This is a genomic window from Streptomyces sp. NPDC044921 (assembly GCF_056432865.1).
In genome coordinates this window covers 1-12,110 of the sequence record NZ_JBWKIF010000019.1, presented here as the reverse complement: position 1 = coordinate 12,110, position 12,110 = coordinate 1, and the positions used below count along the sequence as shown (strand labels likewise).

Annotated in this window: 8 protein-coding genes and 2 pseudogenes; 9 read left to right on the top strand and 1 reads right to left on the bottom strand. The window is 74.0% G+C overall.

All coding sequences use genetic code 11. The annotated features are described in order from the left end of the window. Nucleotides 1-81 precede the first annotated feature (81 nt). The 8 genes from leuS (at nt 82) to holA (ending at nt 11,433) form a co-directional block, all read left to right on the top strand. Complete coding sequence (leuS, locus tag AC07DA_RS26680; protein ID WP_479130734.1) at nt 82-2,955, top strand: leucine--tRNA ligase; 2,874 nt, start codon at nt 82-84, stop codon at nt 2,953-2,955. Nucleotides 2,956-3,214: 259 nt separating this feature from the next. Further along, nucleotides 3,215-3,961 (top strand): hypothetical protein, encoded by a 747-nt coding sequence (locus tag AC07DA_RS26675; protein WP_479130733.1) that lies wholly within the window; start codon nt 3,215-3,217, stop codon nt 3,959-3,961. A gap of 72 nt (nt 3,962-4,033) precedes the next feature. Continuing rightward, nucleotides 4,034-4,879 carry a DegV family protein gene (locus AC07DA_RS26670; RefSeq protein WP_479130732.1) on the top strand — a complete coding sequence of 282 codons (846 nt, stop codon included), beginning with the start codon at nt 4,034-4,036 and terminating at the stop codon, nt 4,877-4,879. 143 nt (nt 4,880-5,022) lie between these two features. Then, nucleotides 5,023-6,225, top strand: a complete 1,203-nt coding sequence (locus AC07DA_RS26665) for a ComEA family DNA-binding protein (protein WP_479130731.1) — start codon at nt 5,023-5,025, stop codon at nt 6,223-6,225. A gap of 224 nt (nt 6,226-6,449) precedes the next feature. After that, nucleotides 6,450-9,029 (top strand): ComEC/Rec2 family competence protein, encoded by a 2,580-nt coding sequence (locus AC07DA_RS26660; protein ID WP_479130729.1) that lies wholly within the window; start codon nt 6,450-6,452, stop codon nt 9,027-9,029. A 4-nt stretch (nt 9,030-9,033) separates the two neighbouring features. Then, nucleotides 9,034-9,876, top strand: a complete 843-nt coding sequence (locus tag AC07DA_RS26655; protein WP_479130727.1) for an arylamine N-acetyltransferase family protein — start codon at nt 9,034-9,036, stop codon at nt 9,874-9,876. A gap of 179 nt (nt 9,877-10,055) precedes the next feature. After that, nucleotides 10,056-10,301, top strand: a complete 246-nt coding sequence (locus tag AC07DA_RS26650; RefSeq protein WP_479130726.1) for a hypothetical protein — start codon at nt 10,056-10,058, stop codon at nt 10,299-10,301. A gap of 142 nt (nt 10,302-10,443) precedes the next feature. Next, nucleotides 10,444-11,433 carry a DNA polymerase III subunit delta gene (holA, locus tag AC07DA_RS26645; protein ID WP_479130725.1) on the top strand — a complete coding sequence of 330 codons (990 nt, stop codon included), beginning with the start codon at nt 10,444-10,446 and terminating at the stop codon, nt 11,431-11,433. An 86-nt stretch (nt 11,434-11,519) separates the two neighbouring features. Here the strand turns inward: holA and AC07DA_RS26640 are convergent. Beyond that, nucleotides 11,520-11,792 (bottom strand): annotated as a pseudogene (locus tag AC07DA_RS26640) (VOC family protein); the annotation flags it as partial. Between the two features lie 139 nt (nt 11,793-11,931). Between AC07DA_RS26640 and AC07DA_RS26635 the strand changes: the two are divergent. Then, nucleotides 11,932-12,015, top strand: a pseudogene (locus tag AC07DA_RS26635) (nuclear transport factor 2 family protein); the annotation flags it as partial. Nucleotides 12,016-12,110: the final 95 nt, after the last annotated feature.

Below are 12,110 nucleotides of genomic sequence, written 5' to 3'. Positions count from 1 at the left end.
CGTCCCCTCCTGTGCGAGGGGATTTTTCGTTTCTCGACGACACAGCCGCAGGCAGAGACGATCGATGGAGCTTTGAGGATCATGAGCGAGACGAACCCCGCCGCCACCTCCGAGGTGGCGGCGCCGCACCGCTACACGGCCGCGATGGCTGCCGAGATCGAAGCACGCTGGCAGGACTTCTGGGACGCGGACGGCACCTACGCCGCGCCCAACCCCAAGGGTGACCTGGCGGGCGACCCGGAGACCGTCGCCCGGCCCAAGAAGTTCATCATGGACATGTTCCCGTACCCCTCGGGCGCGGGCCTGCACGTCGGCCACCCCCTGGGCTACATCGCCACGGACGTCTTCGCCCGCTTCCAGCGGATGACCGGCCACAACGTCCTGCACACCCTGGGCTTCGACGCCTTCGGCCTGCCCGCCGAGCAGTACGCGGTGCAGACCGGCACGCACCCCCGTGTGTCCACCGAAGCCAACATGGAGAACATGAAGGCCCAGCTGCGCCGGCTGGGCCTGGGCCACGACAAGCGCCGGTCGTTCGCCACGATCGACCCGGACTACTACAAGTGGACCCAGTGGATCTTCCTGGAGATCTTCAACTCCTGGTACGACCACGACGCCCGGCGGGCCCGCCCGATCTCCGAGCTGGTCGCCGAGTTCGAGTCCGGTGAGCGGCCCGTCCCGGGGCACACGCGCGCGTGGAGCGAGCTGAGCGCCGCCGAGAAGGCCGACGTCCTGGGCGAGTTCCGGCTGGCCTACGCCTCCGACGCGCCGGTCAACTGGTGCCCCGGGCTGGGCACCGTGCTGGCCAACGAGGAGGTCACCGCCGACGGCCGCTCCGAGCGCGGCAACTTCCCGGTCTTCAAGGCCAAGCTGCGCCAGTGGAACATGCGCATCACCGCCTACGCCGACCGGCTGCTGGAGGACCTGGACGCGCTGGACTGGCCCGAGGCCATCAAGCTGCAGCAGCGCAACTGGATCGGCCGCAGCGAGGGCGCCCGCGTCGACTTCCCCGTCGACGGCGAGCGCATCACCGTCTTCACCACCCGCCCGGACACCCTGTTCGGCGCCACCTACATGGTGCTGGCGCCCGAGCACCCGCTGGTCGAGAAGTTCACCCCGGCCGCCTGGCCGGAGGGCACCCACAAGGCGTGGACCGGCGGCTACGCCACCCCGGCCGAGGCCGTCGCCGCCTACCGCGCCCAGGCCGCCGCCAAGTCCGACGTCGAGCGCCAGGCCGAGGCCAAGGACAAGACCGGCGTCTTCATCGGCGCCTACGCGACCAACCCGGTCAACGGCGAGCAGGTCCCGGTCTTCATCGCCGACTACGTGCTGATGGGCTACGGCACCGGCGCCATCATGGCCGTCCCGGCCCACGACACGCGCGACTTCGCCTTCGCCCGCGCCTTCGAGCTGCCGATCCGCTGCGTGGTCGAGCCCACCGACGGCCGCGGCACGGACCCCTCCGAGTGGGACGACGCCTTCGCCTCCTACGACGCGAGGATCGTGAACTCCTCCGGCACCGGCGTCTCCCTGGACGGCCTGGGCGTCGTGGAGGCCAAGGCCCGCATCACCGAGTGGCTGGAGGCCGAGGGCGTCGGCGAGGGCACCGTCAACTTCCGGCTGCGCGACTGGCTGTTCAGCCGCCAGCGCTACTGGGGCGAGCCCTTCCCGATCGTCTACGACGAGGACGGCATCGCCCACGCGCTGCCCGAGTCGATGCTGCCGCTGGAGCTGCCCGAGGTCGAGGACTACTCGCCGCGCACCTTCGACCCGGACGACGCCGACACCCAGCCCGAGACGCCGCTGTCCCGCAACGAGGACTGGGTCAACGTCACGCTGGACCTGGGCGACGGCCCGAAGAAGTACCGCCGCGAGACCAACACCATGCCCAACTGGGCCGGTTCCTGCTGGTACGAGCTGCGCTACCTGGACCCGCACAACAGCGACAAGCTGGTCGACCCGGAGATCGAGCAGTACTGGATGGGCCCGCGCGAGGGCATGCCGCACGGCGGTGTCGATCTGTACGTCGGCGGCGCCGAGCACGCCGTGCTGCACCTGCTGTACGCGCGCTTCTGGTCCAAGGTGCTGTACGACCTGGGTCACGTCTCCTCCGCGGAGCCGTTCCACAAGCTGTTCAACCAGGGCATGATCCAGGCCTACGTCTACCGCGACAGCCGCGGCATCGCCGTGCCGGCCGCCGAGGTGGAGGAGCGCGACGGCGCCTACTGGTACCAGGGCGAGAAGGTCAGCCGCCTGCTGGGCAAGATGGGCAAGTCCCTGAAGAACGCGGTCACCCCGGACGAGATCTGCGCCGAGTACGGGGCGGACACCCTGCGCCTGTACGAGATGGCGATGGGCCCGCTGGACGTCTCCCGGCCGTGGGACACGCGTGCGGTGGTGGGCCAGTTCCGGCTGCTGCAGCGGCTGTGGCGCAACATCGTCGACGAGGCGACCGGCGAGGTGACCGTCGTCGACGCCGAGCCGGACGAGGAGACGCTGCGCGCCCTGCACAAGGCGATCGACGGGGTGCGCGGGGACCTGGAGGGCATGCGGTTCAACACCGCCATCGCCAAGGTCACCGAGCTGAACAACCACCTGACCAAGGTGGGCGGCCCCGTTCCGCGTTCCGTGGCCGAGCCGCTGGTGCTGATGGTCGCGCCGCTGGCCCCGCACATCGCCGAGGAGCTGTGGCGCAAGCTGGGCCACACCGACTCGGTCGTCCACCAGGACTTCCCGGTGGCCGACCCGGCGTACGTGGTCGACGAGACCGTGACCTGCGTCGTGCAGATCAAGGGCAAGGTCAAGGCGCGGCTGGAGGTGCCGCCGTCGATCTCCGAGGACGAGCTGGAGAAGGCCGCGCTGGCCGACGAGAAGGTCGTCGCCGCGCTGGGCGGGGCCGGGATCCGCAAGGTCGTCGTGCGGGCGCCGAAGCTGGTGAACATCGTCCCGGCGTGAGCGCCGGGGCCTCGGGGGGCGCCGTGGTGACCCCTGGGTGACTCCCTTGTGGTGATCCCGTTGGGGTGACTCCCCTGTGGCGATCCTCTTGCGGGGACTCCTTCGCGGGGACTCTCTTGCGGGGGCTGCTTCGCGGTGGCCCCCTAGTGGTCCCCTACGGGCAGGTTCGGGGTTTTTCTGGAACTCCGGGCCTGCCTGTTGCGTTTACCGTGGAGAGCGATGTGAGGTGTGCCGTGGCGCCCCTGAAGGAGGAGCCCTTGTGGAAGCAGTGATCGCAGTCTTCGCCCTGCTCTTCGTGCTCCTCGTCGCGCTCGGCGCGTACGCCACCGTGAAGGCCGTCGGGGCCGCCAAGCGCAGCGTGGACCGCGGCATCAGCCAGGCCCGCCGCACGGTCGAGGAGCACACCCTGCGGGCCAAGTCCCTGGCCCAGCCCGGCGCCGCGGGAGAGCTCGCCCAGCTGCGGCTGAAGCTGCGCGGCTCCATGCGCGCCACCCAGGACGCGCTGAACGCGGCCGCAGCCGAGGACGAGTCCGTGAAGGAGTCCATCGGCCTCTTCGAACGGCTCAGCGCGCACGGCCACGAGCTGGACGGCGAGTTGAAGCGCCTGGAGTCCGAGCCGGACCGTACCGCCCTGCGCGAGCGCCTGCCCGGGCTGCGCGAGCGCACCGAACGCATCACGCAGTCGGCGGACGCGCTGCGCTGGGCGGCCCGCGACCGCGCCCGGCGCTTCGCGGACGACGACCTGGACACACTCAGCGCGCAGATCGACATGGAGGCCGGTGCCCTGCGGCACTGGACGGCACCGGACTCCCCGGCAGCCCCGGCGGCCGCCTCGAAGCCGTGGCCCGAGGCGCCCGCCGCCGATGCCGCCACGGCCGGACAGACCTGGTCGGAGACCCCGCGGACCAGCCCCGCGCCGGAGCCGGACCGGCCCGCCATCACCCCGCCGGCACCGCGTCCCACCTACCCCTGGCAGAAGAAGCCCCGCCCCGAGAGCACCACTTGATCCGGCCACGCGTGCGGCAGGGCTCGGGGTCCGGGCTGCCACACGGGCACTACGGCAGGTAACCTCCAGCTCATGTCCCGCCATGTCGCGATCGTCACCGATTCAACGGCCTACCTGCCGACCCGGACGATGGAGCGGCATGGCATCTCGGCGGTGCCGCTGACGGTGGTCCTCGGCGACCGGGCCCTGGAGGAGGGCACCGAGATCTCGACGCGCGCCCTCGCCCAGGCTTTGCAGAAGCGGCGCTCGGTGACGACCTCGCGTCCCGGTCCCGCGGTCTTCGAGGAGACCTACCGCAAGGTGGCCGAGTCCGGCGCCACCGGCATCGTCTCCCTGCACCTCTCCGCCGAACTCTCCGGCACGTACGACGCGGCCGTGGTCGCCGCCCGGCGGGCACCCGTGCCGGTGCGGGTCGTGGACACGGGCATGATCGCCATGGCGCTCGGTTTCTGCGCCCTCGCCGCGGCGGAGACCGCCGAGGCGGGCGGCACGGTGGACGAGGCCGTCACCGCTGCGGAGAAGCGGGCCGCCGGCACGTCCGCCTACTTCTACGTCGACACCCTCGACTACCTGCGCCGCGGCGGCCGGATCGGCGCCGCCCAGGCCCTGTTGGGCTCCGCGCTCGCGGTGAAACCACTGCTGCAGCTCGCCGACGGCCGTATCGAACCGCTGGAGAAGGTGCGGACCGCGTCCAAGGCGATCGCGCGGCTGGAGGAGATCGCCGCCGACCGCGCGGGCAGCGCCCAGGTCGATGTCGCCGTCCACCATCTGGCCGCGCCGGACCGGGCGTCGGCGCTCGCCGACCGGCTGCGCGGACGGCTGACCGGGCTGGCCGATCTGCATGTCAGCGAGGTCGGGGCGGTGATCGGGGCACATACGGGGCCCGGATTGCTGGGGGTTGTGGTTTCGCCGCGGTGAACGTTGGGGTGGGAGATGCGGTGGCATGCGGTGGGACGCTCCTCTCACCCGTGTGAGTGGGGGAGTTGTCCACAGGCGGGCGGTTGTCCCCGGGAATCGACCATGATCATCGCGGGTGGGCCGGAGTGTCCGATCCTCGTCGCATGGCACTTCGATCACGTTCACACACAGCGACCGCGACCAGCGGGCCGGGCCGCGGTCCCACGTCCGACGGGCGCGTCCGTCACCGCCGGCACCGGCCTGTGGCGCGTGGCCGGGCCCGGCACCCTTCCGCGGACGAGCTGCGCCGTCGGGCTCAGGCGTTGTTCCAGGAGCGCGCCGAGCCCGTGAGGCGGACTGGTCCGGGAGAACGGGCGGGGGAGCGGGCGGGGGAACGGGCGGGGGAGCGCCGGGAGTCGGGGCAGGGGCCGCCTGGTTCCGGGGGTGACGACGTGACTCGGCCGGGGCCGGGGTTCCAGGCAGCGGTCGCGGAGCCCGTCACCGCTCCGGCGGGGGCGGCCCCCGGTGACGGCCGCCTCGGCGAAGGGGACTGGCGCGAGCGGGCCGGGCTCGCGCTGCGGGAGCGCATGCCGCTGTGGTTGCAGACGAGGTGTGGCCTGGAGCGGCGGAGTGTGGTCGCCCTGGCGGTGGTGCTCGTCGTCGCCGCGGCCTTCGCCGTGCAGCACTTCTGGGCGGGCCGGACCCAGCCCGTGCGGGCTCCCGAGGTGGTGCGCGCCGCCGCACCGTACGGGGAGGAGACGGGGCAGGACGGTCGGACCCAGGGGGAGCGGGGGCCGGGAGCGGCCGCCGGGGCGGCGCGGACCACCGGCGTGGAGGGTGCGGCCGGGACCGCCGGAACCGCTGGGACCGCCGGGACGGCCGGGACGGTGGGTGCCGCGGGAGTCGCCGAGATCGTCGTGGACGTCGGCGGCAAGGTCCATGAGCCCGGGATCCATCGGCTGCCGGCCGGTTCGCGCGTCGCGGACGCGCTGCGCGCGGCGGGCGGGGTGAAGCCCGGCACGAACACCGACGGTCTCAACCGGGCGCGGTTCCTCGTGGACGGTGAGCAGGTGATCGTCGGCGGTCCCGCTCCCGCTCCCGCCGCGGGCACGGGGACGGGCGGTACGGGCCCCGCGGGACCGGTCGGAGGGGCGACGGGCGGGGCGGTGCCGGGCGCTCCGCTCTCCCTCAACACGGCCACCCTGGACCAGCTCGACACGCTGCCCGGTGTCGGACCCGTGCTGGCGCAGCACATCGTCGACTACCGCACGCAGCACGGCGGATTCCGTTCCGTGGACGAGCTGCGCGAGGTGAACGGCATCGGCGACCGCCGCTTCGCCGACCTGCGGAACCTCGTACGGCCATGACGACCGCCTCCGATGCTCCGGCGGACTGGGACGGGACCGTTCCGGGCACACCGGCACCCTTGGACGAGACCGCCTCCGAGTCTTCGGCGTGCCTGGATGAGACCGCCTCCGGCTCGTGCCTGAACGGGCCCGCTTCCGGCGCCGCGATGCCCGCTGGCGGGACCGCTCCGGGGCACCGCGCCGCGATGCCCCCTGGTGGGCCCGCTCCGGGGCACCGCGCCGCGATGCCCCCTGGTGGGCCCGCTCCGGGGCACCGGCCCGCCCGGTCGCCGGTGCACGTCTCCTCCGGCAAGCGGCTCGGGCTCGCCCGGCCACGGCAGGAGGGACCCACCGATCTGCGGCTCGTGCCGCCCGCCCTCGCGGCCTGGGGCACGGCGGCACTGGTGCCGGCCGTGCCCGTGGGCTGGGTCGTGGGCATCGTGACCGTCTGCCTCGGCGCCGTCGCACTGCTGGCACTGGCGGGGCGACGACACGGCCCGGCGTCCTCATGGCCGCGGGTGTCGGCCGCGGCCGTGCTGCTGTGCGTCGCGGCGGCGGCCGCCTCGGCCGCACTGCACGGTGCGGACCTGCGGCGCGGCCCGGTGCCCGGGCTGGCGCGGGAGTACGCGACGGTGACCGCCGAGGTCGACCTCACCTCCGACCCCCGGCTCACCCGGCCCCGTGTCCGGGGCGATCGCCTGGCTCCGGCCGCCGTACTGATCGACGCCGAGGTGCGGCGCGTCCACCGGGCGGGGGCCGCCGCGGTGGAGACGCGCACGCCGGTGCTGATGATCGTCGACGTGGGGCCGGCCGACCGGGGCGACGGGGGCGGGCGGCCGTTCGCCGGTGGGCCGGTGGCGTCGGCGTGGCTCGGGCTGCTGCCCTCGACGCGGCTGCGGGTCGACGCCCGGGCGGCACCGGCGATGGCGGGCGGTGACCGGGTGGCGGCCGTGCTGCGGGTGCGTGGCGAGGCGGGTCCGGAGGTGGTGACGCGGCCCTCGGCGGCGCAGCGGCTCGCCGGGCGGTTGCGGGCGGGTCTGCGGGAGGCGACCGACGGGCTGCCGGCGGACGCCCGGGCGCTGGTGCCGGGGCTGGTCGTCGGGGACACCTCGCGGGTCACTCCGGAGCTGGAGGAGGCCTTCAAGGAGACCGACCTCACACACACCTTGGCCGTGAGCGGCGCCAACTTCACGATCCTGCTCGCGCTGCTGCTCGGTCCGCCCGGGCTGGCCCAGCGGGCCGAGCGGCGGGGGCTCGCGCCCCGCCTCGGCATCTCGCTGCGGGGGACGGCGGTGCTCGGCGGTGCGCTGTCGCTCGGGTTCGTCGTGGTGTGCCGGCCGGACCCGAGCGTGGTGCGGGCCGCGGCCTGTGGAGCCGTCGCGCTGGTCGCCCTCGCGACCGGCCGCCGCAGGTCGATGATCCCGGCGCTGGCGACGGCGGTCCTGCTGCTGGTGCTCTACGACCCGCGGCTGGCGCGGAGTTACGGGTTCCTGCTCTCCGTCGTGGCCACCGGCGCCCTGCTCACCCTCGCGCCGCGCTGGAGCAGGGGGTTGCAGCGGCGCGGGGTGCCGCCCGGGCTCGCCGAGGCGCTGGCCGCCGCCGGTGCCGCGCAGGCCCTGTGCGCGCCCGTCGTCGCCGTGCTGTCGGCGCGGGTGAGCCTGGTGGCGGTGCCGTGCAACCTGCTCGCGGAGGTCGCGGTGGCGCCGGCGACGGTGCTGGGCTTCGCCGCGCTGGCCACGGCCCCGGTGGCGATGCCGGTGGCCGAGGCCCTGGCCTGGTGCGCCCAGTGGCCCGCCGAGTGGATCGCGGGCATCGCCCGGACCGGGTCGGCGCTGCCCGGCGCGGGAGTGGACTGGCCGGGCAGTTGGACGGGCGCGGCGCTGCTCGGCACCGTGACCCTGCTCGTGGTGCTGCTGGGCCGGTGGCTCCTGCGGCATCCCTGGTGGTGCGGGGTCTGCGGAGTGCTGCTCCTGCTGGCCGTGGTGCAGCCGCCGCCGCTGACCCGGACGATCACGGGCTGGCCGCCGCCCGGCTGGCGGCTGGTGATGTGTGACGTGGGGCAGGGGGACGCCCTGGTGCTCGCGGCGGGGGAGGGCGCCGCGGTGGTGGTGGACGCGGGACCCGATCCGCAGCGCGTCGACCACTGCCTGCGGACGCTCGGCGTCACGAGGGTCCCGCTGGTCGTCCTCACCCACTTCCACGCCGATCACGTCGCGGGCCTGCCGGGGGTGCTGCGCGGCAGGGCGGTGGGCGCGATCGAGACGACCGGCCTGGAAGAGCCCGCCGACCAGGCCGCGTTCGTGCGGAGACTGGCGGCGGCCCGGCGGGTTCCCGTGACCCGGGCGGCCGCCGGTGAGGAGCGGCGCGCGGGGGAGCTGTCCTGGCAGGTGGTGTGGCCGCCCCCGAGCCCGCCACCGGGTTCTCCTCCGGGCGTGCTGTGGGCGCACCCGGTGCCCGAGGGGCCGAACGACGCCAGCGTCGCGCTGCTGGTCCGCTCGCACGGACTGCGCCTGCTGCTCCTGGGAGACCTCGAACCCCCGGCGCAGCGGGCGCTGGCGAGATCGCCGGCCGCCGAGTCGCTGCGGGGCGTGGACGTGCTCAAGGTCGCGCACCACGGCTCGGCCTACCAGGACCCCGGACTGCTACGCCGGGCGGCTCCGCGACTGGCCCTCATCAGCTGCGGTGCGGACAACCCGTACGGGCACCCGGCGCCCGGCACGGTCGCGGCGCTGCGGGCCGGCGGCGCCGCGGTGTTGCGGACGGACCGGGACGGCGCGCTGGCCGTGGTCGGAGGGGCCGGCCGGCTGAGGGTGGCGCGAGACTGAGGGCATGAACCCAGCACAGGTTGATGCCTACCTCCACCGCCTGGGGGTCGAGCCGCCGGCGTGGCCCACCGTCGACGCGCTGCGCGAGCTGCATCTGCGTCACCTGCAGACCGTGCCGTTCGAGAACCTCTCGATCCACCTCGGCGAGGAGATCGTGCTGGAGGAGAAGCGGCTGCTGGACAAGGTGGTGGGGGCGCGACGGGGCGGGTTCTGTTACGAACTCAACGGCTCGTTCGGGGCGTTGCTGACCGCGCTGGGGTACGACGTGGCGCTGCTTGCGGGGCGGGTGTACGGGGACGGGGAACGGCTCGGCATCCCGTACGACCACCTGGCGCTGCGGGTGCGGACGGTGGACGGGGGTGACTGGCTGGCCGACGTGGGGTTCGGGGCGCACAGCCACCTGCCGCTGGCGTTCGGGGAGCGAGGGGAGCAGGAGGACCCGGCGGGCACCTTCCGGATCCTGGAGGCGGGGCCGGACGCGGCCGGGGCGCGTGGCGGGCACGGCACGGTGGAGGCGGCGGACCTGGACGTGTACCGGGACGGCGTCGCCCAGTACCGGCTGGAGGTACGGCCCCGGGCGCTCGGCGACTTCGTGGCCGGGGCGTGGTGGCACAGCACGTCACCGGTCTCGCACTTCACGCGCTCGCTGGTCTGCTCGCGGGTCACCCGGGACGGAGGGAGGATCACGCTCGGCGGTCGCCGGTTCACGACGACGGCGGCCGACGGCACGCGGGAGGAGAGGGAACTGGGGACGGACGAGGAGGTGCTCGGCGCCTACCGCGAGCGGTTCGGGATCCGGCTCGACCGGGTGCCGGCGGTGCGGTCCACCGGCCCGGACCGGCCCTAGGGGGCGGTTCCGGCGACTCTTCGCCAATGGTGCGCACCACCAGCGACCCGAATGGGGCAGACCAGGCCGGCCCGCGCCGTCGCGGTGGTGGGGCCGGGCATCGGGGTCGTCCTCGATGGGCGGGTCGTGCGCAAGGGCTGAGCGCCCGGTCCGCACGGCGGTGCCGGACAATGTCCGGCGTGAGTGATGTGCGACATGTGCTGGTGCTGCCCGACCGGGACGCCGCGGACGAGGTGATCGAGGCGCTGCGGGAACGGTTCGGGGTCGCCGAGGAACCGCAGCTGGTGCGGGACGCGCTGGCGGGTGAGGACGACGCCGAGGACGCGCAGTGGCTGGTCGTCCTGCGGGACGAGGAGGAACGGCTGGACGCCGGGGAGCTGGACCGCTTCGCGGGCGAGTGGGAGGGCTGGCGTGAGGAGCCGTAGCCACGCGGCGCCGTAGCCCAGGGATGCCATCGCCAGGGGTCATGGCCCGGGACGTCATGGCCCGGGACGTCATGGTCAGGGACGGCGTGCGCGGGCAGAGCCGTGGGGCCCGCTGTCAGTGGCGCGTGGGATGCTTGGCGCGATGGCCAGGAAGACTGCGAATGACGACCCCCTCGCCCCGGTGACGCTCGCCGTGGGCCAGGAGGAGCTGCTGCTCGACCGTGCCGTGCAGGAGGTGGTGGCCGCCGCCAAGGCCTCCGACGCCGACACGGACGTACGGGACCTCACCCCGGACCAGCTGCAGCCCGGCACGCTCGCCGAGCTGACGAGCCCGTCGCTCTTCGCGGAGCGCAAGGTCGTGGTCGTGCGCAACGCGCAGGATCTGTCGGCCGACACCATCAAGGACGTGAAGGCCTACCTCGGGGCGCCCGCCGAGGAGATCACCCTCGTGCTGCTGCACGCGGGCGGGGCCAAGGGCAAGGGCCTGCTCGACGCGGCGCGCAAGACGGGGGCGCGCGAGGTCGCCTGCCCCAAGATGACGAAGCCGGCGGACCGGCTGGCGTTCGTGCGGCAGGAGTTCCGCGTGGTGGGCAGGTCCGCCACGCCGGAGGCCTGCCAGGCGCTCGTCGACGCGATCGGCAGCGATCTGCGGGAGCTGGCCTCGGCGGTCTCGCAGCTGGTCGCGGACGTCGAGGGGACGATCGACGAGGCGGTCGTCGGGCGGTACTACACGGGCCGGGCCGAGGCGTCGAGCTTCACGGTCGCCGACCGGGCGGTCGAGGGCCGGACGGCCGAGGCGCTGGAGGCGTTGCGCTGGTCGCTGGCGACGGGGGTGGCACCGGTGATGATCACCAGCGCGCTGGCGCAGGGCGTCCGGGCGATCGGCAAGCTGTCGTCGGCGCGCGGGGGCCGGCCGGCCGACCTGGCCAGGGAGCTCGGGATGCCGCCGTGGAAGATCGACCGGGTGCGCCAGCAGATGCGCGGGTGGACGCCGGACGGTGTGTCGGTGGCGCTCCGGGCGGTGGCCGAGGCGGACGCGGGGGTGAAGGGCGGGGGTGACGACCCCGAGTACGCCCTGGAGAAGGCGGTGGTCACGATCGCCCGGGCGGCTCGCTCGCGGGGCCGGGCCTGAGCACGACGGCCTGACGGCCCCGACCGAGGACCCGGCCGACGACTCCGCTGGGGATCGGCCAGTCGTTGTCCTGAGTCCCCTCGACGAAGGCCGACCTCCTCGAACACCACCCCGCGCCGTTTCGGCTCCGCCACGGCGGCGTCGATGCCGTCGACCTCCAACGCCATCCGCGTGAAGGTGCCGGGCGAGGCCCCCGCCGACCGGAACAGCGCGAGGAACAGCGCGAGGAACAGCACGAACTGCCCGCCGCCGCACCGGTACAGCGGCCCGCCGGGCCGTTCGTCGGCCGGTTCCAGGCCGGGCTTCTCGGCGTAGAAGCGCCGTGCCCGGTCCATGCGTGCTGGGATGCGTGCCGGCATGCATGCGCGGATACATGCCGAGACGCGTGCCGAGACGCGTGCCGAGACGCGTGCCCGGGACGTGCCGCCGGAGCCGCCCGGGGGGAGAATCGGAAGCGTCAGCCGTACATCGCCAAGCGACGGAGAGGTGGCGAGGGACATGGCTGAACATCCGCACGCGGCGCTGGTCCGCAAGGGATTCGAGGCCTTCTCACGCGGTGACATGGACACCCTGCGCGGACTTAGACGTCGTCTCATTTGGTGAGTCTGCGGTAGCAGATGAGGCTGCAGGCGATGGCCGTGAAGGCCAGGAAGTGCTCGGCCTTGCGTTCGTAGCGG

What these genes read in the sequence shown, in the direction of transcription:
- AC07DA_RS26670 (WP_479130732.1), top strand. Translation starts at nt 4,034, where the DNA reads ATGTCCCGCCATGTCGCGATCGTCACCGATTCAACGGCCTACCTGCCG.
- holA (WP_479130725.1), top strand. Translation starts at nt 10,444, where the DNA reads ATGGCCAGGAAGACTGCGAATGACGACCCCCTCGCCCCGGTGACGCTC.
- leuS (WP_479130734.1), top strand. Translation starts at nt 82, where the DNA reads ATGAGCGAGACGAACCCCGCCGCCACCTCCGAGGTGGCGGCGCCGCAC.
- AC07DA_RS26660 (WP_479130729.1), top strand. Translation starts at nt 6,450, where the DNA reads ATGCCCCCTGGTGGGCCCGCTCCGGGGCACCGGCCCGCCCGGTCGCCG.
- AC07DA_RS26655 (WP_479130727.1), top strand. Translation starts at nt 9,034, where the DNA reads ATGAACCCAGCACAGGTTGATGCCTACCTCCACCGCCTGGGGGTCGAG.
- AC07DA_RS26665 (WP_479130731.1), top strand. Translation starts at nt 5,023, where the DNA reads ATGGCACTTCGATCACGTTCACACACAGCGACCGCGACCAGCGGGCCG.